The sequence below is a fragment of the Anaerozeibacter quisquiliarum genome (genome assembly GCF_051162045.1).
Lineage (GTDB): Bacteria > Bacillota > Clostridia > Christensenellales > Aristaeellaceae > Anaerozeibacter > Anaerozeibacter quisquiliarum.
In genome coordinates this window covers 39,345-65,881 of the sequence record NZ_JBISDI010000018.1, presented here as the reverse complement: position 1 = coordinate 65,881, position 26,537 = coordinate 39,345, and the positions used below count along the sequence as shown (strand labels likewise).

Annotated in this window: 32 protein-coding genes; 4 read left to right on the top strand and 28 right to left on the bottom strand. The window is 66.5% G+C overall.

What is annotated here, in order from left to right; translation table 11 throughout:
* Positions 1-4: 4 nt before the first annotated feature.
* The 21 genes from ACH6CV_RS09655 to ACH6CV_RS09555 form a co-directional block, all read right to left on the bottom strand.
* Positions 5-904 carry a polyprenyl synthetase family protein gene (locus tag ACH6CV_RS09655; protein WP_456357977.1) on the bottom strand — a complete coding sequence of 300 codons (900 nt, stop codon included), beginning with the start codon at positions 902-904 and terminating at the stop codon, positions 5-7.
* Positions 904-1,128, bottom strand: a complete 225-nt coding sequence (xseB, locus tag ACH6CV_RS09650; RefSeq protein ID WP_456357976.1) for an exodeoxyribonuclease VII small subunit — start codon at positions 1,126-1,128, stop codon at positions 904-906. Before xseB ends, ACH6CV_RS09655 begins: the two co-directional genes overlap by 1 nt.
* The gene (xseA, locus tag ACH6CV_RS09645) at positions 1,100-2,338 is read right to left on the bottom strand and encodes an exodeoxyribonuclease VII large subunit (protein ID WP_456357975.1); all 1,239 of its coding nucleotides are present in this window, start codon (positions 2,336-2,338) and stop codon (positions 1,100-1,102) included. Before xseA ends, xseB begins: the two co-directional genes overlap by 29 nt.
* Positions 2,335-3,177 (bottom strand): bifunctional methylenetetrahydrofolate dehydrogenase/methenyltetrahydrofolate cyclohydrolase FolD, encoded by an 843-nt coding sequence (gene folD, locus ACH6CV_RS09640; RefSeq protein WP_456357974.1) that lies wholly within the window; start codon positions 3,175-3,177, stop codon positions 2,335-2,337. The genes xseA and folD overlap by 4 nt, the downstream gene beginning before the upstream one ends.
* Complete coding sequence (locus tag ACH6CV_RS09635; RefSeq protein ID WP_456357973.1) at positions 3,174-4,136, bottom strand: Kae1-like domain-containing protein; 963 nt, start codon at positions 4,134-4,136, stop codon at positions 3,174-3,176. Before ACH6CV_RS09635 ends, folD begins: the two co-directional genes overlap by 4 nt.
* A gap of 144 nt (positions 4,137-4,280) precedes the next feature.
* Positions 4,281-4,679, bottom strand: a complete 399-nt coding sequence (gene nusB / locus ACH6CV_RS09630; protein ID WP_456357972.1) for a transcription antitermination factor NusB — start codon at positions 4,677-4,679, stop codon at positions 4,281-4,283.
* A 122-nt stretch (positions 4,680-4,801) separates the two neighbouring features.
* Complete coding sequence (amaP, locus tag ACH6CV_RS09625) at positions 4,802-5,602, bottom strand: alkaline shock response membrane anchor protein AmaP (RefSeq protein ID WP_456357971.1); 801 nt, start codon at positions 5,600-5,602, stop codon at positions 4,802-4,804.
* A 21-nt stretch (positions 5,603-5,623) separates the two neighbouring features.
* A complete protein-coding gene (locus ACH6CV_RS09620; RefSeq protein WP_456357970.1) occupies positions 5,624-6,211 on the bottom strand; it encodes an Asp23/Gls24 family envelope stress response protein in 588 nt (195 codons plus the stop codon).
* Positions 6,212-6,275: 64 nt separating this feature from the next.
* Positions 6,276-6,809 (bottom strand): SpoIIIAH-like family protein, encoded by a 534-nt coding sequence (locus ACH6CV_RS09615; protein WP_456357969.1) that lies wholly within the window; start codon positions 6,807-6,809, stop codon positions 6,276-6,278.
* A gap of 1 nt (position 6,810) precedes the next feature.
* A complete protein-coding gene (locus tag ACH6CV_RS09610) occupies positions 6,811-7,155 on the bottom strand; it encodes a hypothetical protein (protein ID WP_456357968.1) in 345 nt (114 codons plus the stop codon).
* 176 nt (positions 7,156-7,331) lie between these two features.
* Positions 7,332-7,493, bottom strand: coding sequence for a hypothetical protein (locus tag ACH6CV_RS09605; RefSeq protein WP_456357967.1), 162 nt, complete (start codon positions 7,491-7,493; stop codon positions 7,332-7,334).
* 3 nt (positions 7,494-7,496) lie between these two features.
* Positions 7,497-8,603 carry a stage III sporulation protein AE gene (locus tag ACH6CV_RS09600; protein ID WP_456357966.1) on the bottom strand — a complete coding sequence of 369 codons (1,107 nt, stop codon included), beginning with the start codon at positions 8,601-8,603 and terminating at the stop codon, positions 7,497-7,499.
* Positions 8,604-8,952: 349 nt separating this feature from the next.
* Positions 8,953-9,330, bottom strand: a complete 378-nt coding sequence (locus ACH6CV_RS09595; protein ID WP_456357965.1) for a SpoIIIAC/SpoIIIAD family protein — start codon at positions 9,328-9,330, stop codon at positions 8,953-8,955.
* A gap of 11 nt (positions 9,331-9,341) precedes the next feature.
* Positions 9,342-9,539, bottom strand: coding sequence for a stage III sporulation protein AC (gene spoIIIAC / locus ACH6CV_RS09590; protein ID WP_456357964.1), 198 nt, complete (start codon positions 9,537-9,539; stop codon positions 9,342-9,344).
* Between the two features lie 157 nt (positions 9,540-9,696).
* Positions 9,697-10,212, bottom strand: coding sequence for a stage III sporulation protein AB (locus tag ACH6CV_RS09585; RefSeq protein WP_456357963.1), 516 nt, complete (start codon positions 10,210-10,212; stop codon positions 9,697-9,699).
* The gene (locus ACH6CV_RS09580) at positions 10,194-11,051 is read right to left on the bottom strand and encodes a stage III sporulation protein AA (RefSeq protein WP_456357962.1); all 858 of its coding nucleotides are present in this window, start codon (positions 11,049-11,051) and stop codon (positions 10,194-10,196) included. The genes ACH6CV_RS09585 and ACH6CV_RS09580 overlap by 19 nt, the downstream gene beginning before the upstream one ends.
* Before the next feature lie 144 nt (positions 11,052-11,195).
* A complete protein-coding gene (locus tag ACH6CV_RS09575) occupies positions 11,196-11,600 on the bottom strand; it encodes a hypothetical protein (protein ID WP_456357961.1) in 405 nt (134 codons plus the stop codon).
* A gap of 25 nt (positions 11,601-11,625) precedes the next feature.
* Entirely contained in the window at positions 11,626-13,641 is a 2,016-nt protein-coding gene (locus tag ACH6CV_RS09570) for an Ig-like domain-containing protein (protein ID WP_456357960.1), read from the bottom strand.
* On the bottom strand, positions 13,638-15,359 hold the full coding sequence (locus ACH6CV_RS09565) for a phospho-sugar mutase (RefSeq protein WP_456357959.1): 1,722 nt from the start codon (positions 15,357-15,359) through the stop codon (positions 13,638-13,640). Before ACH6CV_RS09565 ends, ACH6CV_RS09570 begins: the two co-directional genes overlap by 4 nt.
* On the bottom strand, positions 15,356-15,844 hold the full coding sequence (locus ACH6CV_RS09560; protein ID WP_456357958.1) for a ferritin family protein: 489 nt from the start codon (positions 15,842-15,844) through the stop codon (positions 15,356-15,358). Before ACH6CV_RS09560 ends, ACH6CV_RS09565 begins: the two co-directional genes overlap by 4 nt.
* A gap of 113 nt (positions 15,845-15,957) precedes the next feature.
* Positions 15,958-16,158, bottom strand: a complete 201-nt coding sequence (locus ACH6CV_RS09555; protein WP_456357957.1) for a DUF1858 domain-containing protein — start codon at positions 16,156-16,158, stop codon at positions 15,958-15,960.
* Between the two features lie 145 nt (positions 16,159-16,303).
* Between ACH6CV_RS09555 and ppk1 the strand changes: the two genes are divergently transcribed.
* From ppk1 to spoIIP, 3 genes are all read left to right on the top strand, one after another.
* The gene (gene ppk1, locus ACH6CV_RS09550; protein ID WP_456357956.1) at positions 16,304-18,373 is read left to right on the top strand and encodes a polyphosphate kinase 1; all 2,070 of its coding nucleotides are present in this window, start codon (positions 16,304-16,306) and stop codon (positions 18,371-18,373) included.
* On the top strand, positions 18,370-19,362 hold the full coding sequence (locus ACH6CV_RS09545; protein ID WP_456357955.1) for a DNA-processing protein DprA: 993 nt from the start codon (positions 18,370-18,372) through the stop codon (positions 19,360-19,362). The genes ppk1 and ACH6CV_RS09545 overlap by 4 nt, the downstream gene beginning before the upstream one ends.
* 100 nt (positions 19,363-19,462) lie before the next feature.
* Positions 19,463-20,425 (top strand): stage II sporulation protein P, encoded by a 963-nt coding sequence (gene spoIIP, locus ACH6CV_RS09540; RefSeq protein WP_456357954.1) that lies wholly within the window; start codon positions 19,463-19,465, stop codon positions 20,423-20,425.
* Positions 20,426-20,807: 382 nt separating this feature from the next.
* Here the strand turns inward: spoIIP and ACH6CV_RS09535 are convergent, their stop codons facing one another.
* Positions 20,808-21,242, bottom strand: a complete 435-nt coding sequence (locus ACH6CV_RS09535) for an RpiB/LacA/LacB family sugar-phosphate isomerase (protein ID WP_456357953.1) — start codon at positions 21,240-21,242, stop codon at positions 20,808-20,810.
* On the opposite strand from ACH6CV_RS09535, the gene ACH6CV_RS09530 reads away from it, so the two are divergent.
* Positions 21,192-21,623, top strand: coding sequence for a sensor histidine kinase (locus ACH6CV_RS09530; RefSeq protein WP_456357952.1), 432 nt, complete (start codon positions 21,192-21,194; stop codon positions 21,621-21,623). The two genes, ACH6CV_RS09535 and ACH6CV_RS09530, sit on opposite strands and share 51 nt — an antisense overlap.
* Positions 21,624-21,795: 172 nt before the next feature.
* On the opposite strand, the gene ACH6CV_RS09525 is transcribed toward ACH6CV_RS09530, so the two are convergent.
* The 6 genes from ACH6CV_RS09525 to ACH6CV_RS09500 are packed head-to-tail and all read right to left on the bottom strand — an operon-like array spanning position 21,796 to position 26,536.
* Positions 21,796-22,284: an L-2-amino-thiazoline-4-carboxylic acid hydrolase gene (locus ACH6CV_RS09525; protein WP_456357951.1), complete on the bottom strand. Its 489-nt coding sequence runs from the start codon at positions 22,282-22,284 to the stop codon at positions 21,796-21,798.
* 22 nt (positions 22,285-22,306) lie between these two features.
* Entirely contained in the window at positions 22,307-22,954 is a 648-nt protein-coding gene (dhaL, locus tag ACH6CV_RS09520) for a dihydroxyacetone kinase subunit DhaL (RefSeq protein ID WP_456357950.1), read from the bottom strand.
* A gap of 18 nt (positions 22,955-22,972) precedes the next feature.
* Positions 22,973-23,962, bottom strand: a complete 990-nt coding sequence (gene dhaK / locus ACH6CV_RS09515; protein ID WP_456357949.1) for a dihydroxyacetone kinase subunit DhaK — start codon at positions 23,960-23,962, stop codon at positions 22,973-22,975.
* Entirely contained in the window at positions 23,959-24,705 is a 747-nt protein-coding gene (locus ACH6CV_RS09510; protein WP_456357948.1) for an ABC transporter ATP-binding protein, read from the bottom strand. Before ACH6CV_RS09510 ends, dhaK begins: the two co-directional genes overlap by 4 nt.
* Positions 24,692-25,441 (bottom strand): ABC transporter ATP-binding protein, encoded by a 750-nt coding sequence (locus tag ACH6CV_RS09505; RefSeq protein WP_456357984.1) that lies wholly within the window; start codon positions 25,439-25,441, stop codon positions 24,692-24,694. Before ACH6CV_RS09505 ends, ACH6CV_RS09510 begins: the two co-directional genes overlap by 14 nt.
* Before the next feature lie 30 nt (positions 25,442-25,471).
* Entirely contained in the window at positions 25,472-26,536 is a 1,065-nt protein-coding gene (locus ACH6CV_RS09500; protein WP_456357947.1) for a branched-chain amino acid ABC transporter permease, read from the bottom strand.
* Position 26,537 lies beyond the last annotated feature (1 nt).

Below are 26,537 nucleotides of genomic sequence, written 5' to 3'. Positions count from 1 at the left end.
CCCCCTAGGTTTCTCTGCCACGCATGCTTTGGACCAGGTCGCGGAAAAAGTCGGCGCGCGCGCCGAGCGGCCCAAGCGCCAAGAGCGCTTCCGCCATCAGCGCGTCCACCCGCGCCCGCGCGCCGCGGCGCCCGTACAGCGCAACCGCGGTCAGCTTGTCTGCGTCTTTTTGTACGCGCTTGCCGAGCGAAGCCTCGTCGCCCTCGGCGTCGAGCAGGTCGTCGGCCGTCTGGAACATCAACCCGAACGCGCGCGCGTAATCGGTCAGCGCGTTGAGCGTCCTGTCGTCCGCGCCCGCAATGTGTCCGCCGGCGCGCAGCGCGCCGATGAACAGGCAGGCGGTCTTGTGCTCATGAATGTATTCGAGCGCCGCCTCGCTCCGCTCTACCGGCCCGCGCTCGCACGCGAGGTCGATCGACTGTCCGCCCACCATGCCGCGCGCGCCCGCGGCCAGCGCGATCTCGCGCATCGCGCGCGCGTGCCTCGGCAGCGTATCCGGGCATTGAAGCGCGTTTTCCAGCATCCAATGGAACGCCTCGGTCAGCAGCGCGTCGCCGGCCAGGATCGCCTGGCCCTCGCCGAAGACCATGTGGCTGGTCGGTCTGCCGCGCCTGAGGTCGTCGTCGTCCATGCCGGGCAGGTCGTCATGGATCAGCGAGTAGGTGTGGATCATCTCGAGCGCGCCGGCCGCGGCAATCGCCGCCGCGCGGTCGCCGCGCAGCATATCGACCGCCGCCAGCAGCATCGCCGGGCGCAGCCGCTTGCCGCCCGCCAGCAGGCTGTAGCGCATGGCCTCGTTGAGCGGCGGCGGAACATGGCCGGCCTCGAGGCCGGCCCGATCGGCGGCGAAGCGCTCATCCAGCGCCGCCTCGACCAGACGCGCGTACTCGGATACGGACAGCATCACGCTTCCTCCGCCGCGAGCGGCGCCTCGCCCGACGCGGTCAGCTCGGCCATGCGCGCTTCGCCCGCATCCAGCTGTTCGGTCAGTTGCTTGAGCAACGTTTGCGCCTGCTCGTAGGCGTCAAACGACGCCTCGAGCGGCATGTCTCCGGTCTCCATGCGCCGAACCAAGGCGTCCAGCGCCTCCATGCCCTCTTCAAACGACAGCTTCTTCTTCGCCGCCATGGGATTCCTCCAATTCCACCGCGTCGACCGCCGCCTTCGCGCGGCCGTCGCGTAGCTTCAGTGTGATGTGCTGCCCGACGGTCAGCCGCGCGGCGCTGGTCACCGGAGCGCCTTCATCCAGCACCAGCGCGTAGCCGCGCTCGAGCACCGCCAAGGGGCCGAGCGCCCCGAGCGCGCGCGACAGTTGATCGATCCGCGCGCGCGCCGCGGCCGTCCGGGCGCGCAGCGCGGCCTTGATCCGCGCCTCGCAGAGCTTCAATGCCGCGCGCCGGCCCTCGATCATCGCGCGGCGCGGGTTCGTCAGCGCCTGCGACGCCGCGAGCCGCGAAAGCTTCGCCCTGACTAGCGCAAGCCGCGCGCGTTGGGCGCGGAGCATCCGCTGCCCCAATTTCTTAAGCTCGCCCTCGAGCGCCGCCTTCTCGGGCACCGCCAGCTCCGCCGCCATCGACGGGGTGGCCGCGCGCACGTCGGCTGCGAAGTCGGCGATCGTGAAGTCGGTCTCGTGCCCGACGCAGGACACCACCGGTATCTTCGAACGCGCGATCGCGCGCGCCACGATCTCTTCGTTGAACGCCCACAAATCAAGGATCGAGCCGCCGCCCCGCCCGCACAGGATCACGTCCACGCCCCCGTGCGCGTTCAGCCGGTCGAGCGATCGCGCGATCTCGCCCGCCGCGCCTTCGCCCTGCACCTGCGCGGCGCACAGCAAGATGCCCATGCCGGGGTGGCGGCGGTGGATCACCCGCAGCATGTCCCGAAGCGCCGCGCCCGAGCGCGAGGTCACGATGCCGACGCGCCGGGGCAGCAGCGGAAGCGGACGCTTGCGCGCCGGGTCGAACAGCCCCTCGGCCAGCAGCTTCGCCTTGAGCGCCTCGAATCTCAAGTGCAGCGCGCCCGTGCCCTCCTGCTCGATCGCCTCGCAGTAGATTTGAAAGCTGCCGCTGGCCGCGTACAGCGAGGCCGAACCGAACACCACGCAGCGCAGTCCGTCGCGCGGCTCAAACGAGAGCGACAGCGCGTGCTGGCGGAACATCACGCAGCTGACGCGCGCCTGCTCGTCCTTGATCGAGAAATACAGATGTCCGCTCACGTGGCGCTTGAAGCCCGATATCTCGCCGCGCACGCGCAGAGCGCTGAGCATCGGGTCGCCCGCGAGCTGCTTGCGCACGTACTCGTTGAGCTGACTGACCGACAGCACGGCGTCGGTCATCGCTCGGCCGCTTCCACGGTGTTGCGGATCAGCATGGCGATCGTCATCGGGCCCACGCCGCCCGGCACCGGCGTGATCCAGCCGGCCACTTCCCTGACCGATTCGAAATCGACGTCGCCGGCCAACTCGCCGCCGGGCAGCCGGTTCATGCCCACGTCGACCACCGCCGCGCCCGGCTTGACCATGTCTCGGGTGATGAAACCCGCCCGGCCGATCGCCGCCACCAGCACGTCGGCCTCGCGCGTGATCGACTTGAGATCCACCGTGCGGGAGTGGCAGACGGTCACGGTGGCGTTTTCGCGCAGCAGCAGCAGCGCCGTCGGCTTGCCCACGATGTTGCTGCGCCCGACCACCACCGCGCGCGCGCCGGCAAGTTTCACGCCCGCGTCCTTTAAAAGCTCAATCACGCCGCTCGGCGTGCAGGCCAGCGTGCCCGGCGCGCCGGTCAGCAGCGCGCCCGCGTTCTCAAGGTGGAAGCCATCCACATCCTTGCCGGCCGCGACGCGCTTAAGCACCGCTTCTTCGTCGATGTGCCCCGGCAGCGGCAACTGCACCAGCAGCCCGTGCATGGCGTCGTCGCGGTTGAGCTTTTCGACCTCTTCAATCAACGCTTCCTGCGATATGTCGTCCGGCAGCCGGATCACCCGCGACGCGACGCCGATCCTCTCGCAAGCCCTGGCCTTGTTGCGCACGTAGATCGCCGACGCCGGGTCGTCGCCCGCCAGGATGACGGCCAGGCCGGGTGTGATGCCCCGCGCTTTGAGCGCCTCAACGCGCGCGGAGAGCGCCCCGTAGATACGGCCCGCCAGGGCCTTGCCGTCCATCAAAATCGCGCTCATGCGCCCGCCCCCCGTTCCTTCGTCCATTGTTCCGCTCCGATCAGCGCCACGCCCGCGGCGTTGTCGCCCGACCAGCGCGGCTCAGCCCAGCAAATACGCACCGGCGCGCCCAACCGCATAAGCCGTTCGGGCAGCAGCGAGCGCAGCAGCGCCGACGCCGCCACGCCCCCGGCGATCAGCACGCGATTAAGGCCGGTGCCCGCCGCCGCTTCCGCGATCAGCTTGGCCAGTGTGCGCGCCAGCAGCGAGTAGATCTCGGCCGCCACCTGCGCAGGCGGCTCGCCCGCCTCGATCATGCGCAGCGCCTGCGCCTCCGCCCCCGACAGGCTGAGCGACAGGGCCCGGTTGGCGGTGGGCATCACATGCCGGGGCGCCGTCCCCCGTGCCAACGCCTCGAGCGCCGGGCCCGCGGGAAAGGGCAGACCCATCGCAACCCCCACCCGGTCGACCAACTGTCCGGCGTGCAAGTCGCTCGTCCCGCCCAGCAGCGTCACGTTAAGCCCCTCGTCCACCCGCAGGATCTCGGTGGTGCCGCCCGACAGGTGCACCGCCAGGAATGCGCCCGGCGGCAAATCCGACCCGATCAGCGCCGCGCGCAGATGGCCCTGCTGGTGGCTGGTCTCATAAAGCGGACAGCCGCAGGTGGCCGCGATCATGCGCGCCGCCATCTCGCCCGCGGTAAACACCGGCATGTACGAGCCGCAGACCGGCCGGGGCCGGGTGGAGACGCATACGGCGGATGGACTGGCGCCCGGCGCGTCCCGCATCAGCGCCTCGCACAGCGTGCCTAGGTGCTGGACATGCTGAAACAGCGCTTCCGACTGCCGCAGCCCCCGGCTGCCGCCGGGTACCTCGATCAACCTGCGCTGTTCGGCCACCACCGCGCCATCGCTGACCAGCGCCAACGACGTGCGGTAGCAGCTGGTGTCGATGCCGAGAACCAGCGGTCCGGCGATCACGGGAGCTGCAAAATCCTGAGGATCTTTTTCCGCCCGGCTGCGTCGCCCGTCGCTTGACGTAGCGCCGCTAGGTCTGCGCTCCGGCTCCGTGCCGGACGAAAAAATCTCTCGCAATCTTCCTCACCCCCGTGATCGCCGGACCGCTCATTTCTGCGCGGCGCGCATCATGCTGCCCAGCACGCCGTTGATGAAGGAGCCCGCCTTGTCGGTGGAGTAAATGCGCGACAGCTCGACCGCCTCGTTGACCGCCACGCCCGCGGGCACCTCGCCGAGCGCGAGCTCGTGCGCGCCCAGCCGCAGAATCGCGAGGTCCACCTTGGTCAGCCGGGCGATCGTCCAGCCCTGCGCGAAGCGCTCGATCCCCCGGTCGAGCTCGTCCGCGCGTTCGATCACGCCGTCCACCATGCGGCGCATGTAGTCGTATTCTTCCTCGCCCGGTTTGATTTCGAGAATGCCCGCCAGGGTATCCTCGCCGCCGTCGCCGCCCATCTCCCATTCGTAGATCAGCTTCATCGCCGCGGCGCGCGCTTCGGTTCTGTTCATGCCTGCCCCCTGATTATCCTAAGAATAACGAAAAACTCGGCCATAGCGCCACAGGCCGATTCCCATTCCCCTTCAGAAAAGGGAATGGGAATCGGCTCCCCCGCCGCTATAGCCGCAAGAAATCACCAGACGTCCTTTTCGGGATGGTCCTCACGCTCGTCCCCGTCGCCTTCGTCCGGCTCGGGCTCGAACGCGTTCTCTTGTTCGACCTCCGGTTCGGGCGCGCCGCCGGGTACGACCGCAGGTTCCGGCTCGACCTCGGGTTCAAGTTCCGCCTCGGGCTCGGCCTCGGACTCAAGCTCCGGTTCCGGCTCAGGCGGCCTGTACTCGGGCTTGATCGTGCCCTGCGACAGCTGAAGCGGCGGGGCCGGCGTGACTTCGATGATCTTCGTCACCATCACCCGCACCTCGCGCACCGCGATTCCCGAGAACTCCTCGATGAAGTTCTTGATCGAACGCTGCATCAGCATGGTGATGTTGGGGATGTGCACGTCGCTCTCGAGCGTCATCTCGACGGTCACGGAAATCGAGTCCTCATGATTGATGATGCCGGTCTTGACCTCGACGATGCCCTCGGCCTCGCCGATCGCGCGCCGGACCAGCGTGTCCATGGCCGCGAGCGAGATGCGCACCGAGCCGTTCTCGCTGTGCTGCACCGCGACCGAGGTGCGGTCGCTGCGCGGTTCGCGCGCGAGGGCGATCATCAGCACGCGTACCGACCAGATCAGCGCCAACGCGCACAGCACCGCCAGCCACACCACCGGCCAGCCGCCGTCGCCCAGCCGGAACTCTCTGCCCATCAGCGTCACGCGCATGCCGCTCACCAGCATCAGCGCAAGCGCCAGCGTGACCATGATGCCCAGCGCCGCGTACAACATGAGCAGCACCCGGTCGCGCAGCCGGATCTGTCCCTTCCCGTTCAATTGTACGTCCCCCTTTCAGGGTTACTCGTCCTCGTTCTCCGGCTCCTCGTCCGATTCCTCTTCCGGCTCGTCCTCCGGTTCCTCGTCCGGCTCGTCCTTAAGCTCCTCGTCCGGCATTTCGTCCTCGACCGGCGCACTCTGCGCCTCGGCCCCTTCCTTGGCCTCCTGCTTTTGCAGCAGGATCCGCTGCTTCATCTCGATCTCGGCGGCGGCGCGGTGCTCGCGCTCGAAGCTGACGCCCTGCACGTGTACGTCCACCATGGCCACGGACAGCCCGCTCATGGTCTCGACCGCCTTCTTGACGTTTTCCTGGATGCCCGACGCCACCTCGGGCACCGGGAAGCCGTAGTCGATGATGATGCCCACGTGCACGTTGACCTTGCCGTCCGTAACGTCCACCTTGACGCCGCGGGTCAGGTTTTTCGAGGCCTGATTGCGCAGGCCCAGGATGTCGGCCAGCGTGCCGCCGGAGCCGCCGATCATGCTGGCCACGCCCTCGATCTCGTTGGCGGCCAGCGCCGCGATTGTGGCGATCACATCGGTCGCAAAGGTAACCGACCCGTTCTGGTTGGTGTTTAACTGCACACTGGTCGGCAAATTTTCGCTCATGGGTGCGTACACCTCCTTGCAGTATAGCACATTATAGCAGAATCGCCTGCGTTGCGCAACAGCGTCATCGCGCGATCGGTATTATCTTGATGTTGCCGCTTTGTTCCTTTGTTTCGCGCAGCGCAAGCTCCAGAATGACCGCCGATTCCGCGCGCGTGAGCGCGTCCGCGCGCACCAGCACGTTGACCGAGCCCTCGTGCACCGTGCACAGCGCATCCTCAAACCCGCGCGCGCGCAGCACGCCCTCGATCGTCGCCTCCTGCTCCATGTAAGTGGTGAGGCCCAGCAGCTGCCGCCGCGCCTCGTCGCGCAGCTCTGCGTCCGCGGCCACATCGGCGATCAGCGCCTTGAGCTCGCGCATCTCGACCGCACGCATCTGCTCGCGCTCCCCGCGGAAGCGCTCGATGGCGTCGGCCGGGACTGCCGCGCCCTCCGCGCCTTCCGCGCCCGCGGCCCCGGCGGCGACGCTCGGGAACACGCCGGGCTTCGCCGCGTACAGGGCCGGAAACGCCAAGGTGAACGTAATCGCCAGCGCCAACAGCGCGCCCAGCCCCGCGCTGAGCCCGGGCACGCGCGAATGCCCTTGCCATTCTCGCATATTATCCTCCCCCATTCATTTTTAATACTTCGACGCGCTCGCTCGGCACGCCCAGCACCGTGGACACCGCGCGCGCGAGTTCGAGCGCTACCCGGATTTCGCCCGCGCCCTCGGCCATCACCAGCACGCCCGCGCCCTCGCCCTCGCCCACCAGTACGCGCACCCGGCCCGCGCCCGTGACGCGAGAGAGCGCCTCGGCCACCCGCTGTTCGAGCGGGGACGCGCCCGCGTCTTCGCGCGCGCCGGGCGCGTTTGCAAACAGCAGCGCGATCACCGCCAGCGCGGCGATCAACGCGATCCACTCGATGCGCTTCGCGCCCTTGATCAGTGCCCAAAACGACGCCATGTATCCTCCTCCATTCCCCTCCCTGGAGGGGTGCCCGCAGGCGGGGCGGTCCCCCCGCCAGGACGTAATCCCGACCCTCTATCCTTGGCTTCATGCCGCTGCGCCATCTGATCCACCGCCCCGCCTGCGGGCATCCCTCCAAGGAGGGGAATAGGAGGGGATGGGGTAGGCCGCCCCTACGTGAATTTAAGCAGCGCTCCCAAGATGTCCAGCAGCGCCTCCATCATGAGCAGCGCCGAGATCAGCCGAAGCTGTGCGCCGGTCGCTATCCGCTCGGTCAGCGCGAACAGCGCGCACAGCGCGATCAGCCGGGCGACGGCTCCCGAAATCGCCTGCATGCATCATCCTCCAAACACCGTGAGCGACGCGCCGATCAGCGTAACGATCAACACCGCGCCCGCGACCACCGCCGCCAGTAGCAGGCTCAGCACCCCTGCGAAGCGCTCGATCAACTGTTGCACGGGACCTGCGGCCAGCGGCTCGGCCAGCGCCGCGGCCAGGCGTACGGCCACCGCGTGCATGGCAATCACGACGAGCGGTCGGGCCAGCGCGCCCGCGAGCAGCAGGATTCCGGTCACCCCGAGCGCGCCGCGCAGCAGATGGGCGCTGGCGACCACCGCGTCCAGCGAGTCGGCCAGCTCGCCCCCGATCACCGGCACGAGGCTGTTCGCCGCGAAGCGCGCGGCCTCGATCGAAGCGCCGTCGTAGCCCTTCGAAAGCAGCCCCTGCGCCGACACCATGGCGGTGAACAGCGTAAGCCCCGCGGACAGGCCCAGCGTCACCCCCTTGCGCACAAGAGAGGTCAGCGCCGACAGCGACATGCGCGCGCTCAGGTGGCCCGCGATCGTCAGCGCGGCGACCAGGCCGGTCAGCGGCAGCACCCAACGCGCGACCGCGCCCGTAATCAGGCCGCCCGCCATGGCTGCGGCCGGGGTGAACAGCGCCGCGCCCGCGGCCTTGCCCGCCGCGACCAGCAGCGCCGCCAACAACGGGTACAGAAGCTCGCCCAGCGCGGCGATCGACGCGAGCGCGCCGCGCGCCACCGGCAACAGACGCTCGTAGAGTGCGAGCAACTGGACCGACACGGTCAACACACATACCAGCGTCATCGTGTCTGTCGCGCCGCTCGATGGGGGCGCGGCGGCCGCGAGCGCCGCCCAGATCAGCGCGGGCACGAGCAGCGTTTTCAGCGTGTCCAACGCCGCGCGCAGCTCGGACAGCATAAGCGCCTTGACCACCTCGCCCGCCTTTCGCAGGTCCCATTCGGCCTCGCCCTTGATTAACGCCGATAGGAGGGCGCGCACATCCACCCCCGCGTCCTCCCGCGCCGACCAGTCGGCGAGCGGCGCAAGGTCTAGCCGGTTCAGCATGTCGTCGGCCGTGCCCGCGGCCGCGGGCACGGCCCACAACAGCAGCGCCGCGACCGCCGCCGCCACGGCCCAGAACAACCGCTTACGAACCCCCGCGGGAGGTTTGGAGGGCCAACGCCCTCCATGTTCAATCATGGGAGCCGGCTCTGCCGGTACCTGTGGATTCCGACGAGGGGCGCGCTTGCCCTCACTCAATTCGCAATGGCCGCCCCCACGCCATCCGGCGTGGATGCTCGCTTGCTCATTGGGCTGGCGCCCTTTCTTCCTCGCCCACCGGGCGCGATCGGGTGCGCCCCGACTCGGAATCGATCCCGGCAGCCGGATTGCGCCCGGAATTTTCCACAGGAAATTCAGCAATCCGGTCCCCCATCCCTTCTCACGCGCAGTAGGCCTACGCCAGAGGCGCGTGATCTGACCAGCGTCTTCCTCACGGCAGCAGCGCCACCAGCCGGCCGGCCAGCGCGGTCACCAGCGGCACGCTCATCGACAGCAGCACCACGCGCGCGCCCAACTCCACACGGCCGGCCAGCGCGCCCTCGCCGGCGTCGCGGCACAGCTGCGCGGCGAACTCGCCGAGCAGCGTCACGCCGGCGGCGCGCAGCATGATCCCGGTCGAGGTGCCGGGCAGCCCCGCGCCCCCGGCCAGCGCGGTCAGCGCGGCGACCGCGTCCTTCACGTAGCCGAGCGCCCAGATCAGCGCCATCACGCCCGCCGCGATCGACAGCGCCATCGCGAGCTCCGGCCGCTGCACGCGCAGCGCCGCACACATCAGCGCCGCCGCCACGCACAGCAAAAACAGCTTCACCACGTCCATCGTCAGTACAGCTGGAAGATCGACCTGACGCTGCCGAAAAATTCGGAGATCAGGTTGACCACCATGAACAGCACGATGATGAGCCCCGCCAGCGCGGTCAGCATCGCCATGTCGTCGCGCCCGGCGCGGCTGAGCACCTGCGACAGCACCGCCACCAGCACGCCGATCGCGGCGATCTTGAAGATCAGTTCAATGTCCATCGCGCCGCTCCTTTCCATTTTCTCTCCTCGGAGGGGTGCCCTCGCGGGGGCGGGGTGGGGGCCTGATTACAGAGCCCGCGAAGCTTGAGCGGTACGACCAGCAGGTTCACCACCCCGCCTGCGGGCGCCCCTCAGAGGAGGGGAATGGGTCGGTTCGTCACAGCAGGCAGATGGATAATGCCAGCCCCGCAATCAGCCCCAGCGAGGTGTAGAGCTTCGCGTGCTCGTCGGCGGTCTTGCGTGCGGCTTGGGCGAGGCGCTTAAGCTCCTCCTGCACGCCCTCGAGCAAAATCCGCTGCTCGGACGCGCCCGACGTACCCAGGCCGTCGAACAGCCGGTCGAGCGCGGCCACGTCCTCGCCGCAGAGCGCCGACAGCTCTCCCCCGCGCGCGCGCAGAGCGTCCGCCGCGCCGAGCCACGAAAGCAGCGCCCCGCGCGCGCCGGTCATGCCCTCTCCGACCGCCCCGAGCGCCGGGTGGGCCGAGGCGGCCAGCGCCTCCTTGAGCGGCAGCAGCTTTTCGAGCATCTGCACCTCGAGCCGCTGAAGCGCCGCCGTGAGCAGCATCAGCTGCACAACGCGCCGCCGCCTGACGGCGGCGAGGCTCCGGCCTGCGGCCGCGCCGCACAGCGTCAGCACCGCCGCCGCGGTAAGCCTCAGCGTCCATCCGTCCACAGCGTTCCCCCCTCGCCGTCCAGGATCCTCACCACATGCCCCGGCGAGCCGTCGAGCTCGACGTAGCGCTCGAACACCCCCGCACGCAGCAGCCGTTCAAGCGACGGCCGCCGGACAGCGCTTTCGAATGAGCGCGCGTGGGCGGTGGCCAGCACCGCGGAGCCGCAGCGCGCCGCCTCTTCGACCGCCTCGGCGTCGCCGGAATGGCCCAGCTCGTCGGTCGCGACCACATCGGGGGAGAGCGCACGCAGCATGCGCATGATGGCGATGCGCTTGGGCACGAGCGCGGCCACGTCGGCGCGCGGCCCGAGCGTCGGCGCGCCGCCCAGCTCGTCGCGCTCGTCGGCCACCGCTACGGCGCAGCCGGCCTCCGACAGCGCGCGAATCAGCGCGCGCAGCAGCGTGGTCTTGCCCATGCAGGGCGCGGACAGGATCAGCGCGCTCAGCGGGCGCGCGCCGTCCATCAGGAACGGCAGCACGGTCTTGACCGCGCCGTCCACCGCGCGGCTCAGGCGGATGCATACCGAGGTGACCTGCTGGATGGGCGCGTCTTCGCCCGAGGCGTAGCGGCCGGTCAGCCCCACGCGCAGCCCGCCGGGCAAGCTGAAGAAGCCTTCGCGCATTTGAACCTCACAGGCGTACAGCGAGTGCGCGGTCAGCGCATGGACCAGCGCTCGGAGCACCGCCGCCGGGACCGGATCGCCCATGAGACGACTGCCGCGCGTGCCGCGCAGCTCCACCTGTTGGCCCAGCCGCACACGCACCTCGCGCACCTCGGAAAGGTCGATTTCCCCGATCCACATCAGCTCGTCGGGCAGCCGTTCGATCAACGAGCGCATGTCCCTCCCTCCCGCACAGCAATATATGTGCCCGAGAAAATGAAAAGAACGCTCGCGCCAAGGCCCGGCCGCCTGCGCGTAAACGCGGATGGGCGTCCGGAGGACAAAGCCCTCCGGACGCCCATCCGCGTTTATGTACGGCGCTTACGCCGCCGCGCCGCGCGTAATCAGCTTGACGGCCACGAAGACCGCCAGCGCGATCGCCAGCGTGGCGATCATGGCGATGCGCAGCTTGGGCGCGTCGCGTTCCAGCCGGCGCTCGGCGTAGCGGGGCACCACCGTGGCCAGCGCCAGCGCGATCAACGACCCCATGGGCAGGAAGCCATTGGACTTGGGGTAGAAGAACAGGCTGGCCGAGGCCAGCAGGCCCAGCACCACGCCGGCCAGCGCCGACCAGAGGTTCCACTCAGACTCGGGCATCTTCTCCACGCGCCGCAAAAACCCGGTCTTGGGCACGGCGGGCTCGCCGTCTTCCGACCGCTCTTCACGAATCTCTTCCGTGCGTTCTTCCCGAGTCTGCGGATCGCGCGGTTCCAGCTCTTCCGACATGGTCATCCCTCCGCATACAATTGGTTTACTTGGCGAACACGACGAAATCCGAACCTTCGGGCCAGGCCTGAACCTGATGAATGCCCTTCTCGGTGTAGCCCAGGGTTTCCTCGTATTGCACGCCGAACTCGTAGTACAGCTGCCGCACCCGGCGACGGGTGAATTTATGCAACTCGTCGAGCGTCACCTTGCCGTCGCCGTCTGCGTCGGCCTTCCAGTCGCAGGTTACGCCCTGCCTAAGGTCCCAGCCGGTGCCTTCGCAGACCGCGGAGCCGAACAGCCCCGCGCCGTAGAAATTCTGCAGCCCGCCCTCGGGGATGTCGTTGTTGTAGTTGAAGATGCTCTCCTGTGTCTGGCTGGCCGCGCACAGCACCAGGTATTTTTCCGCCGCAAGCTCGCCCGACTTGCGCACCCGCCGCTGGGCCGTGAACGCGCGCATGAACGCGTCGAACGAGGGCCCCTTGGCCGTGCCCTTGCCGATCGCGCCGCCGCTGAAGCAGCAGCCCAGCATGACGACGACCTTGCCTTGAACGGTGTCGAGCGCGCGGCGCAGCTGCGCGGAGCTGACCCAGCAGGAGTTGTCGTCGTTTGAGCCGACCGCCATCCAGAAGTCCGGCTCGGTCGTGGCGGGGTCGGCGCCATGGCACTGGATGTATACGTAGCTGACGTCGTCCGGGCCGGCGTCGCGCAGCGCGTGCCTGAGCCCGTCGAGTACTTCGGCCCCGGTCGGCAGATTGGTCAAAAGCGACACGGTGTCAATGCCGCCCGCGCCGCCGAAGCCCGACTGCGCGAAGGCGTTGCGCATTTGCAGCCCATCGTGCGCGAACACGTAGGCGTCGCCGCGCATGCTGCCGCCCTCGGGCAGTACGCTGCCGGTGATGATGACCGCGCGCCGTTTGATGCCGATGGGCGCGGGCGCGTTTGCGGAGGGGCCCACGGTCAAAAACACGCTGGCGCTCACGCCGTTCTTGGAGCGGGCGCTAATCATCGCGTTGCCCATCGTGAGACCTGTGACCAGCCCCTCGCTGTCGACGGTGGCCACCCGCGCGTTGTCGGTCTGCCAGGCGAGCGCCTGGTCGGCCGATATCGGCCACGCCTGGCCGTTCAACTGGAGCGTGCCGCCCGCCCTGAGGTCGAGCGTATCGGCCCCGATCGTCACCGATTGGGCCTTGGGGCGCTTGACGGAGACCGTGCAGGTCGCGCGCCTGTCACCGATCCGCGCGGTGATGATCGCGGTCCCTTCGTAGCCGAAGATTGTGACGATGCCGCGCTCGTCCACGCTCGCCAGTGCCTCGTCGCTGCTCGTCCAGGTAAGGCCGGTGGCGTAGGCGGGCGTCACGCGCGCGGTCAACTGGATATCGTCGCCGTACTCAGCCGAGACCTTCTTCTTATCGAGCACGACCGACCGGGCCTTGATCGCGGGAATCGGGGGCTGGGCCTCGTAGGCGGCGGCCAGCGCGTCGAACTGGCGGTGCGCGCTCGAGCCCGGATCGGTCACGGGCGCGACGCGCTGATCGACGTGCGCGGCCAGATAGGCCTTCAGCTGCTTTTCATACTTTTGCTGGCTCGTCATGCCGTTGTTCACCGTGTAGACGCGCCGGCCCTCTACCTCGTAGGCAGCAAATCCCCGCGCGATTTCGGCCGTCCGCCCCCGCTTGCGCAGCTCGGCCAGTACGCGCTGCTCGGGCGTGCCGCCTTGGAGTTCGGCGCGCCAGGCGTAACCGCCCTTCTTGACGCGGTGCAGCGTAAGCCGAAGCGCGCTTGCCTCGAACGGCAGCGGGAACCCCCCGCTGAGCAGCGCCTGCCTGCCCACGGCCGCAAACACCAGCAACTGCCCGTCCGCCGCGCAGATCAGCTCCGGCGTACCGTCGAAATCGAGGTCGGCGAGCGAGGCCAGCCGAATCTCGTCGAGCCCGAGCAGCCCGAGCAGCCGCTGATAGTTTGCGCGCCAGCCGCCTTCCTCACCCACCGCCAAAACCGGCGCGAGCAGCAAAGCCGCCGACAGCGCCAGCGCAATCCACCGTCTGCTGAACGTATTCATTGTGCCTCCAACCGCGCGATCGACGCCTTGGTGAGCGTCTCAAGCTGCGCCTGCGTTTCTTCCGCCGATTCGGTCACCACATTGGCGTAGATGCGGATCTTGGGCTCGGTGCCCGAGGGCCTGACGCACACCCACGCACCTTTGTCCAACTCGAAGTAGAGCACGTCCGACACCGGCAGGCCCAGGTGGGAGGGCGTTCCGTCCTCGATCCGGATGCCGGTCTGGTAGTCTCGCACGGCGACCACCTTGAACGGGCCGAATTCGGTCGGCGGATCGCTCCTGAGCGAGCGCATGATTTGGCCGATGCGCGTAAGGCCGTCCTTGCCCTTGAGGCTGAACGCGGTCATCTGCTCGCCGTAATGACCGTACTCCTCAAACAGCGCCTGCAGCGCGTTGTAGAGCGTCATGCCCTGCTTCTTGTACCAGGCCGCGGTCTCGGCGATCAGCATGCAGGCGTTTACGCCGTCCTTGTCGCGCACCTCGGTGCCAGATAGGAAGCCGAACGACTCCTCGAACCCGAACAGGAAGGTGTGGTCGTGCTCGGTCTCAAAGCGCTGGATCATCTCGGCGATGAACTTGAACCCGGTCAGCACGTCGAACAGCGTCACGCCGTAGCGGCCGGCGATTGCGCGCGCCATCTCGGTGGACACGATCGACTTGACCGCCGCGCCGTCCTTGGGCAGCTCGCCCCGCGCGGCCTTCTGCGACAGGATGTAGTGCAAAAGGAGACAGCCGATCTGGTTGCCGGTCAGGACATGCACCTGGCCCGCGCCGTCCTTGACCGCGACGCCCACCCGGTCGCAGTCGGGGTCGGTGCCGAACACCACGTCCGCATTCAGTTGCTCTTGCAGCTTAAGCGCCAGGTCGAACACCGCCGGGTCCTCGGGGTTGGGCACCCTGACCGTGGGGAAGTCGGGGTCGGGCGCTTCCTGCTCGGGCACCACGTGGACCTGCTCGAACCCGATCTCCTTGAGCACGCGCCGGACCGGCACATTGCCCGAGCCGTGCAGCGGCGTGTATACGATCCCCACCGTCTTGCCCATCTCGCGCGCAAGCTCCGGGTTGACGCACAGCGACTTGACGAAGTCGATGTAGGCGTCGTCCACCGCGGCCGGGATCATGCTGAGCAGACCCTTGTCAAGCGCCTGCCGCTCGTCCATGGCGACCGCGTCCCTGTAGTCGATCGTGCCGATTATCGAAGTGATCTCCTTCGCGCGCTCGGGCGCGATCTGCCCTCCATCCTCCCAGTACACCTTATAGCCGTTGTACTCGGGCGGGTTGTGGCTGGCGGTAATCACGATGCCAGCGACGCAATTCAGGCGCCGAACCGCGAACGACAGCACCGGCACGGGCCTGAGCGAATCGAACAGGTGCGCCTTCACGCCGCGCGCGCACAGCGTGAGCGCGGCCTCGCGCGCGAACGAATCCGAGCAGCGACGCGAGTCATAGGCGATCGCCACGCCGCGCGCCGCCTGGCCCGGCTCGCGCAGGATGTACTCGGCCAGCGCCGCGGTCGCGCGCCGTACGTTGTATGCGTTCATGCGGTTGAGCCCCGCGCCCAGCACGCCGCGCATACCGGCGGTGCCGAACTCAAGCCCGGTGTAGAAGCGATCCTCGATCGCGCGCTCGTCGTTTGCGATCGCGGTGAGCTCTTGGATGGTCGCGGCGTCGTCCGAAAAGTCTCGCAGCCACTTGTCATACGCTTGCCTGTAATTCATGGCGCAACCTCCATCAGCATGTCGATCAACTCCTGCATGTGCCGCCGCTCCTCGGTGACGATGTCGGCAAACGCGCGGCGGGCGGCCTCGCTTTGGGCGCGCTCGATCATCTCGCCGTAGAACAGGATGGAGTCCTTCTCCGATTGAATGGCGCGGCGCAGGATGGCCGCCGGCCCGTCGACGATGGCATGCGACGCCATCTCGACCAGTCCGCCCGGGAACACCACGTCGGCCGCCACCGCCGCCAGGTACGCGCTGCTTTCCTCCGCGTAGGGCTCGGCCTCTACATGCGCGTCCCGCAGGCGCTCGTAGTGCGCGGAAAACTCGCGCTGGTGGTCGAGCTCGTCCCTTTCCAGCCGATGGACCAGCGCAACCACCTCGGGCCGCCGGCTGACGCGCGCCGCGTGGCGGTACAGCTCCGCGCCGCGTTTCTCCATCTCGATCGCAATGCGCAGTCCCTCCAGATCGCTGAACACATGCTTCATCCCGTCGCCTCCCCCGCGCGTTATCCCAGTGGTCTGACGATCACACTTATCCACAATATCCACAACCCCGAACGCGGGTTCTGTGGATAAATGGTGCAAAAACCTGCGGATCGCTACTGTTTCAGGGCCAAATACTCGTTGAGGTCGCTGACCAGCTGGTCGACGTCGACGCTATGGGCCGCGCCGGCCTGCTCGATCGATTCGGCCGTGGCGTGCGGACAGCCCAGGCAATGCATGCCGTACCTCATAAAGATGGGCGCGGTGCTGCGGTCGAGCGAGAGTACCTGGCCGATGCTCATTGTCTTGTCTATCATAAAAGTCCCTCCGCCTTGCTTGAAATCCGTCCGGTATTAGGATTTGCCGGACGTACGGGCATTATAACACCCCAAGCGCAACGTTGACAAGTGCATAACGGTCGGTATAATAATAGAATGGAGTCTGAAATTGCGGGGTGGGCGCATGGCGCAGGCGGGGGAGCGCGCGTTTGCGGACGCGTTTTCGCTCGGCAGCGAGCACTGCATCAACCGCGAGCTCAGTTGGTTGGCGTTCAACCAGCGCGTGCTCGAGGAGGCGGCGAGCGAGGACAACCCGCTGTTTGAGCGGATGAAGTTCCTCTCGATCGCGTCGAGCAACCTGGACGAATTCTTCATGATCCGGGTAGCCGCGCTGTGGGAGCAGGTGGACGCCTCGGTGGACGAGCCCGACGTGACCGGCATGACGCCGCGCCAGCAGATCGCGGCGATCACCGCGCGCGTGCGCGTGATGGTCGAGCGCATGGGGGAACTGCTGCGCAAGGAGATCCTGCCCGCGCTCGAGAAGGCGGGCATCCGCGTGCGCGGCCCGCGCGCCATCACGTCCGAGCAGGCGGCCTTCCTCGACCGCTACTTCGAGGCGCACATCTATCCGGTGCTCACGCCGATGGCGGTCGACGCGCGCCGGCCGTTCCCGCTGATCCTCAACCGCAGCTTGAATTTGGGCCTCTTGATCGACGAGGGGCCGGGCGAGCCCCCCTCGTTCGCCACCGTCCAGGTGCCGAGCGGCCTGTCGCGTCTGGTGACGCTGCCGGAGGAGCACGGCGTCAGCGTGATGCTGCTCGAGCAGGTGATCGCCCGCTGTATCGGCCAGCTGTTCCCCGGGCGCAAGGTGCTGTGCTGCCATGCCTACCGCATCACGCGCAACGCCGATCTGACGATCGAGGAGGACGAGGTCGATCTGCTCAAGGAGGTCGAAAAGCGGCTCAGGCAGCGCCGGTGGGGGTTCGCGGTGCGGCTGGAGATCGACCACCGCGCCGACGCGCGGCTGGTCAAGGTGCTCGAGGCCGCGCTGGAGCTCGAGGGCGGCGACGCCTACCCGATCCACGGCCCGATCAGCCTGGACTTCTTGATGAAATACCTGTACGCGCTGCCCGGCTACGACGCGCTCAAGTACCCGCCCTACTTGCCGCGTCCGCTGCATCTCGCCGAGGGCGAGACCATGTTCGACCGCATCCGCGCGAGCGATATGCTGCTCTACCACCCCTACGACAGCTTCGAGCCAGTGATCCGGCTGGTGCGCCAGGCCGCGCGCGACCCGCGCGTGCTGGCCATCAAGCAGACGCTGTACCGGGTCAGCGGAGATTCGCCGATCATCGCGGCGCTGGCCGAGGCCGCCGACGCCGGCAAGCAGGTGACGGTGCTGCTCGAGCTCAAGGCGCGCTTCGACGAGGAGAACAACATCCACTGGGGGCGGCGGCTGGAGCGCGCGGGCGCGCACGTGATCTACGGCATGCAGGGGCTCAAGACCCACTCGAAGATCACGCTGGTGGTGCGCGGCGAGCCCGGCGGCATCCGCCGCTACGTGCATCTGGGCACCGGCAACTACAACGACGTGACCGCCAACATCTACACCGACCACGCTCTGTTCACCTGCGACGAGCAGATCGGCGCGGACGCCTCGGCGTTCTTCAACATGCTGACCGGCTTTTCACAACTGCCGCCGCTCGCCAAACTGGTGAGCGCGCCGGATAAGCTGCGCGGGAGGTTTTATGCGCTGATCGACCGCGAGATCGGCAATGCCCGCGCGGGAAAGGACGCCGAAATCTTCGCCAAGATGAATTCGCTGGTGGACGAGGGCATCATCGCCGCGCTGTACCGCGCCTCGATGGCCGGCGTCCAGGTGCGGCTGATCGTGCGGGGCATCTGCTGCCTGAGGCCCGGCATGCCCGGCGTCAGCGACCACATTCAGGTGCGCTCGATCGTAGGGCGCTTCCTCGAGCACAGCCGGGTGTACATGTTCGCAAACGGCGGCGAACGCGAGATATACCTGTCAAGCGCCGATTGGATGCCGCGCAACCTCGACCGGCGCGTAGAGCTGATGTTCCCGGTCGAGCAGGCGGCGCTCAAGCGCCAGGTGGAGGATCTGATGGCGCTGCAGTGGAGCGACAACGTCAAGGCGTCGCAGCTGTCGAGCGACGGGCGGTACGAGCGGCTTTGCAAGCCGGGCGACGCCAAAGTAAACGCGCAGGAAGCGCTGATGAGGATGTACAAGTGACGATCAACCACAACGACGACGCCTTTGCGACCATGCTGCTCATGAGCCAGATCACGCCCAGCCGCGAGGAGCTGGTGCGCCCGCTGTCCGCCGCCGAATGGCACGCGCTGAACAGCCGCGCGCGCGAGGCCGGCCTGCCGGGGCTGGGCGCGCTGCTGGGCTTGGACATGAGCGGCTTTATGATGAAGATGGATCTGACCGAACAGGAGGCCTACCGGCTGTGCGTGCTGCTGGGCCGCACGCTGCCGCTGTCGATGTCGCTCGAGCGGTTCGCGATGAACGGCATCGAGGTGGCCACCTACTTCGAGCGCGCCTACCCGCAGCGGCTGCGCGAGCGGCTGGGCACCGCGGCCCCGCCGATGATCTACCTGGCCGGGCGCAGCGAGCTGTTCCTGCAGGACGCGATCGCCATCGTGGGCGCGCTGCCCGCGCGGGGCGAGGCCGAGGAAGCGGTTCGACAGCTTGTGCAACTGGCGGTCGCGCAGGGCTACGTGGTGGTGACCGACGGCAGCGTGGGCCTGTCGCGCATCGCCGAGGACGAGGCGATCAGGGCCGGCGGGCGCACGGTCGAGGTCGCGGCCGACGCGCTGACGACGCGCGTCGCCGAGCGCGACATGCTGCTCATGATCGAGATGCGTCAGGGCGCCGCGCTGTCGCTCGTGCACCCCGACGCGCCCTACACCATGAGCCACGCGCAGCGGCGCAACAAATGTGTGTACGCGCTTTCACAGGCGGCGTTCGTGTTCGCGGTCGAGGAAAAAAAGGGCGCGGCCTGGGACGGCGCGTGCGAGGCGCTCACCCGGCGCTGGTGCGACGCGCTGTACGCCTGGGACACCGACCTCTACAGCGGCAACCGGGCGCTGATCGCGCGCGGCGCGACGGCGATTTCGAAGATCACGCCGGCGGCGTTCGATCAGATGGCGCTGACCTGGCGCAGCCAGGCCGCGCGGCAACTGAGCATGTTCGATCGGGGCGAGCCGCTGCCGTAAGCGTTGGGGCGAGCGTCGCGGGGTTAATGCGGCGTTGCCTGGCGGTGAATATCCCCCCGCCCCCGCGAATAGCCTTGTAGCGAGCCGAGGGGGTGTGCGGATGGTTCACATCAAGGTGGTGCATGCGTCGCGGATCTTGTTTTGGTTGTCCGTAGCGCTGCTGGTGGCCGTGCTGGCTGCGGCGGGCGCATGGTGGCTGCGGGGCGGCGCGCGGCCGGCGATCAGGCCGCTGGGCACGACGAAGCTGGTCGAGAGGCGCGAGGGGGCGGCGGCGGTTTTCGCCGCCGCCCCTCTGACGCCGCGCGCCGTGGTGTTCGACAGCCCTGACGAGAATGAGCACACCGACGCGCGCGCCGACGGATTCGACGTGGTCATACTGCCCCGGCCCACGCCCGAAAAGGAGCGCGCGCACGATCCGATTCCGAACGCGCAGGGCAAGGGCGTGCTGATCTACCACACGCACACGCACGAGGCCTACAGGCAAACGCCCGACGACCCCTATGTCGAAGTCGAGCCCGGCCGCACAACCGACCGGGCGCACTCGGTGGTGCGCGTGGGCGAGGAGCTGGCGGAACTGCTGCGCGGCTTCGGGCTGACCGTGGTCCACGACGTGACCGACCACGAGCCGCCCAAGCTCGGCACCGCCTACGTGCGCTCGCTCGAGACGCTGAACCGCTACCGCGGTCAGAAGTTCGACCTGTACATCGACCTCCACCGCGACGCCTACGACGAACGCATCATAGCTTCCCGCGCGGTATCGGTGGGCGGCGTGCAGGCGGCGCAGCTGATGGCGCTGATCGGCAACGGCGAGGGCTTCGATGAAAAGCCCGATACCGAGAAAAATCTGTCATTCGCCCGCGCCCTGACCGATCGGGTAAACGCGCTGGCCGACGGCCTGATGCGCCCGGTGCTGGTCAAGACCAACCGCTACAACCAACACATAGGCACCCCCGCCATCCTGATCGAGGTGGGCCATCACCAAAACACGCTCAAGGAAGCGCTGGCCTCGCTGCCCACGCTGGCCCGCGCGCTGGCCGAGCAATTGGGGGAGGGGACCGGGTAGGAGGATGCTATTTTACCGGGTCAGAACCAGCCGCTCGAGCAGCGCCGTAAAGCCGCTTCCCTTTCGGCTTTACGCCGAGGCTTTCAGGCGACGCCAGGACGGAACCCTTAGCGCCGCTCGGTCGTTCGGCACCGCACGGTGCGGCGGGACCCCTTAGCGCCGGGCGGTAGTTCGGTACCGCACGGTGCGGCGGGACCCCTTAGCGCCGCTCGGTCGTTCGGCACCGCACGGTGCGGCGGGAACCCTTAGCGCCGGGCGGTCGTTCGGTATCGCACGGTGCGGCGGGGGAGACGCCGCCTGATGGATGCGGGCATGTCCGGTTCGTATTAAAATAAGGAATCGAGCCCGCCGTTTAGACGACAAGCCCGAAGCAAAAGACCGATCAGCATTCGTATTTCCGGATACGGTCGACTTTGGGCTGCGACGCGCAACCCGGCTCAAACTCGGACGTGAGAAATTCCTCGGTCAGTCGCTTCATGTGCATGATCCCCAGGGTAAACGCGCCGAAGCATGCGATGTTGCAGTCGTTGCTCTTTCTGGCCCGCTCCGCCGAATACACGTCGGCCAGCAGCGCGGCGTACGCGCCCTTGACCTTGTTGGCGGCCAGCGATACGCCGATGCCCGTTCCGCAGATCAGAACGCCCCGGTCATACTGCCCGGCGGCGACTGCTTTTGCCACCTCCACCGCCACGTTGGCGTAGATCGGGTCGTCGCTGCCAAAATCCGTGACGGAATAGCCCTTTTTTTCGAGGAATGCGATCAACCCTTGCTTCGCCTCGGCGGCGTTGGGATCGCATCCAATTGCAATGGTGTGCATCCTGTCATCCTTTCCGGCGATGCCGCGCCGCTTTTCGCGCTGATCGACCGGGAACGGTTGAACCTGGTGTTTTTCAACCTTGCGGACAATGCCGCGTGCCACAACCCAAAGGGCACAAAATTCGGCGTGCACCTTACCAGCGCCGAAGGACGCATCGCGATCACGATCCAGGATGACGGCGTTGGCATCCCGGAATCCGCCGCCCACGACATCTTCAAGCCCTTTGATCGGGTGGACGGCGTCCGGAATTCGGGAACGGGCGGTGTGGGACTGGGGCTTTCGATCGCGCGAAAGATTGCAAAGGCCCACGATGGAGGGCTGACGCTCGACCAGAGCGTGTGCTCCGGATGCGCCTTCAAGCTGGAGCTTCCGCTGATTTAAGGTATGTTAAAACCGGAATAGGCTTGATTTCAACCTGGCCCGTTATAATGAACCGGAAATCAAGCCCATTCACATTGCAATCGGCATGCAAGCAGGCATGCTGCATATGGCTGTTAGGTCAATCGCTATATGCGCCTTGGGATGCGGCAGGCGGCCGCATCCCAAGCGTTGACTATTCTTTGGCTTTGTCGATGCGGATTTGGCACACGTCGCAGCCTTTGGCGATGGTGTCGCCCAACTCGAAGGTGAATTTTTCGTAGGTGCTGATGATGCCGCGATCGCCGTCCATGGCAATGTCGCAGAGTTCGGGGATATCTTCTTCGGGTAGGCCGAGCTTCATCCATGCGCTGACCAGGGGGCAATAGTGAAAGTCGATGTGCAGGTGCTTGTCGTCGTTTTTTAGGAGTTCCATCTCGAATACGCCCTTGACGTCCTCATTGGCGAACGCAGGTGAGAAGACCGTCAGGTCGTCGGTGCGGGGGTACTTGTGTAGACCATGGAACGCGCCGCAGCGCATGATCGCGTCGTGCGCGAAGCTCGTGTCCAGGCCCTTCTTCCTGGCCTCATCGATCAGAAGTCCCATCCAGGTGGCGCGGTGCTCAATGGCATTGCGCAGAAGTTCGGTGCGTTCATTGGTTTTGGAAGGCTTGTTCTTAATCATGGTGTTTCTCTCCCTTTCTTTATTAGAGTAAGTTGCTTGCGATATAGTCGCACAGGCATTCGAGCTGGTAGCTCATCGTAATCGCGCCCGGGTCGAGGTGGCCGACGCCCTTGTTCAATTGGTAGCTGGCGCGGCCCTTGACGGCCTTCATGGCGCGGGTTGCCTCCGCGCCGTCGATAGCGGCGCGTTTTACGGCCTCCATCGTTTCGCGGTCGGACAGGCCCTCGGCGAGCGAGCGCTTATAGGCCTCGGTCGCCGGGTGCAGCGCGTCGATCATCGTCTTCATGCCCGGCTCGGCCTTGCCGCGGTTCATCATGTCCTGAACCATCGCCTCAAGTGCGTCCTTTAGCTCCTTGCTCGATAAGCTCTGCCTGCCCGCGCACTTCTTCGATGCCGCCGTGTACGCGCCGCCGTAGAGGATGCCGGAGCTTCCGCCGATTTTGCTCATCATCAACATGCCGATTTTTTTGAACACGCCGTCGATGGGCAACTTGCGCATCTCCTCGCCGGCGGCGACGAGGTGTTCGAAGCCCATGTTGATGTTTGCCCAGTGGTCGCCGTCGCCGGTGGCGGCGTCCAGCGCGCTGATGTAGTCGCTGTTTTCGCCGATCTTACTCGCGGCGATTTCAAGGTAGTTGACGTAGTCGTCCGAGGTCAGTTGAAAGCCCATTTATCCTTCCTCCCTTCTCTACACCCGGAAGGCGGGGGCCTCGCTCGGGTAGTCGAGGCAGCCCTTTAATTCATCGTCCAGCTTGAAAAGCGTCACGGACGCGCCGGCCATCTCGAGCGAGGTCATGTAGTCGCCGACGAACGCCTGGTGGATGCGGATGTCTTTTTCGGATAGGATTTTCTCGACCTCGTTATAGAGGATGTACAGCTCCATCAATGGCGTGCCGCCCAGCCCGTTGACCATGACGGCCACTTCGCTGCCCGCGTAGTCGAAGTCGGCAAAGATCTTGCCGAGCAGTTTTTCGGCGAGATCGGCCGCGGGTGAGATTTCCTCGCGGTTAATGCCCGGCTCGCCGTGAATGCCCATGCCGATCTCGACCTCGGTCTCGCCCAACTGGAAGCCCGGCTTGCCGACGCCCGGCAGCACGCAGGGCGTCATCGCCATGCCCATCGTGCGGATGTTTTCGATCGCCTTTTCGGCAACCGCCTTGACCCCGGCCAGATCCTTACCCATCTCCGCCGCCGCGCCCGCGATCTTATGCACGAATACCGTGCCGGCGATACCCCGACGGCCGGTGGAGTAGGTACTGTCGGGCACGGCCACGTCGTCCTTGACGACGACGAAATCGGTGCGTATGTCCTCAAACTCGGCGAGCTCGCCCGCCATCTGGAAGTTCATGATGTCACCCGAATAGTTTTTGACGACCATCAGGACGCCCGCGCCGCTGTCGGCGGCTTTGACGCCCTCGATGATGCGGTCGGGCGACGGGGAGGCGAACACATTGCCCGCGATCGCGGCATCAAGCATGCCCTTTCCTACATAGCCCGCGTGCGCCGGCTCGTGGCCGCTACCGCCGCCGGAGATGATGCCGACCTTGCCGGGCGTTTTCTCTTTGCGCGCGATGACCTCGACGCCCTCGCCGAGATAGCTCACGGCGGGATTGGCCTTGGCGAGGCCTTGCAGCATATCGCTAACGACCTGATTGGGGTGGTTGATGATCTTCTTCATATCGTTTCTCCTTTCGGCTGATGCTCGGCGCAGTGCGCATTCCCTCCGAGATATGCGTTTTTTACGCGGGGATCCTCCGACAGCTCCGCCGCCGGGCCGGATATGGCGATATTGCCGGTCTCCAGCACATAGGCGCGGTGTGCGATGGACAGCGCCATGTTTGCGTTTTGCTCGATCAGCAGAATCGTCGTACCCTGCTTGTTAATCGACTCGATCAGGTCAAAGATCATGAGCACGAGGTTCGGTGCGAGCCCCATCGACGGCTCGTCGAGCAGCAGCAGCCTCGGCCGGCTCATGAGCGCTCGGCCGATGGCGAGCATCTGCTGCTCACCGCCGGAGAGTGTGCCGGCGGTCTGTAAGGCGCGCTCGCGGAGCCTGGGGAACAGCTCGTACACGCGATCGAAGGACGCATCGATCTCGCTTTTGTCCCCGCGCGTGTACGCGCCCAGCTTGAGGTTCTCGTGCACCGTCAGCGCCGGGAACACCTCTCGCCCCTCGGGCGACAGGCTGATGCCGGCCTCGACGATCTTGTAGGGCGGCAGGTTCGTGATGTCCTTGCCGCGAAAGCGGATCGCGCCCGAGGCCGCGCGCACAAGCCCGGTGATGGCACCGAGCGTCGTCGACTTGCCCGCGCCGTTCGAGCCGATCAGCGTCACGATCTCACCCTCGCCGACTTCCATGGAGATGCCCTTTAGCGCGTTGATCGGGCCGTAGCTCACGTGGAGCTTTTCAATGCTCAGCATGCTTTTTCCGCTCCCCTCCCAGGTAAGCGTCGATGACGCACCGGTTGTTGGCGATCTCTTTGGGCAGTCCCTCGGCGATGAGCTTGCCGTGGTCGAGCACGTAGATGCGGTCGGAGATATTCATGACCACGTTCATGTCATGCTCGATCAGCAGGATTGTGTAGCCCTTCTGCTTGAGGCTACGGATGAAGCGCAGCAGATCCTCGCTCTCCGCCGGGTTCATGCCCGCGGCCGGCTCGTCGAGCAGCAAGAGCTTCGCGTCGGTCGCCATCGCGCGCGCGATCTCGACCTTGCGCTGCTCGCCGTAGGGCAGGCTCTCCGCATAGCTGTTGATGTGGCGACGAAGGCCGATGCTCTCGAGTATCTCGATTGCGCGCACGGTCTTGTCGCTCTCCTCGCGCCGGAAGCTGCCTGTTCGGAACAGGCTCGAGAGGAAAGAATACTTTGTACCCACGTGCATGCCGACCAGCACGTTTTCAATGACGCGCAGCTTCGGGAACAGCCGTAGGTTCTGAAAGGTGCGCGCGATGCCCAACCTCACGATGTCCTGCGGCATCCTGCCCTTGAGCTTATCGCTGCAAAACTCCATCGAGCCGCCCGTGATTTGGTAGACGCCGGTCAGCATGTTGAACACCGTCGTCTTGCCCGCGCCGTTTGGGCCGATCAGACTTATAATCTCGCCCTCGTCCACGTGGAAACTCACGCCATCGACCGCGCGCAGGCCGCCAAACTGCATGGTGATATCTTTGACGTTCAGAAACACAGCCTACGCCCCCTTCCGCAGGTCCGCGGAAAACCCGAGCCGGTCGAGCTCGCGTCGGGTCCTGCTGGACAGTTGGTAGGGCAGCGTCGACTGCCACCCGAGCGCACCCTGCGGCCGAAACTGCATCATCAGCACCAGCAGTACGCCGTAGATCACGAAGCGCCATTCGTTGAGCCCGCGGAACACCTCAGGGAACAGCAACAGCAGCGCCGCGCCAAACACCATGCCGCGGATCGTTCCCAGCCCGCCGACGATGACCACGCTGATGATCAGCACCGAGATGTTGAACACGAAGTTCGTCGGCTCGATGTAGCCGTTGTTGATGACCGAGTAGAATCCACCCGCGATCCCGGTGATGAACGCGGAGATCACAAAGGCCAATATCTTGTAGCGGGAGGTCTTGATGCCCATCATCGTCGCAGCGAGTTCGTCGTCGCGGATGGCGAGGAATGCGCGGCCGGTCTTCGAGCGCTTGATCGCGAGGCAGGCGACCGCCGCTAGCACCGCCAGCACCAGGATGATCTGGTAGAAGCCGCCGTTTTGCAGGTTGAAGGTGTGGCCGAACAGTTCGGGCTTAGGGATGTTGCGCACGCCGTAGTTGCCAAACGTCACGCTCTCCCACTGCTTGAGGATCATCTGCACGACCTCGCAGAAGCCGAGGGTCACGATCGACAGATAGGCGCCTGACAGCCGCAGTGTCGGCAGGCCCAGCAGGAAGCCGATCAGCGCCGTGAACACGCCCGCGACCGCAAGCGATGGCCAGAAGGCCAAGCCCAAGCGCACTTGCAACAGCGCGCAGGTGTACGCCCCGATGCCGTAGAAGCCCGCGTGGCCGAGCGACACCTGCCCGGTGTAGCCGACCAGTACGTTGAGGCCCATGCCCAGCATTGAGTAAAGCGCGATCATTGTGAGCAGCCGCAGCGTCGCGCGGCTGAGCCCGAGGTAGGGAACCGAAACGGCCAGCAGGCCGAACGCAACGAGCAGCGGCCACTTATAGGCGTTGACGAAGTGCTCGAACACGTACAGCAAGCCGTTTTCCCGGATGGAACCGAATCGCTTGTTCTTCATG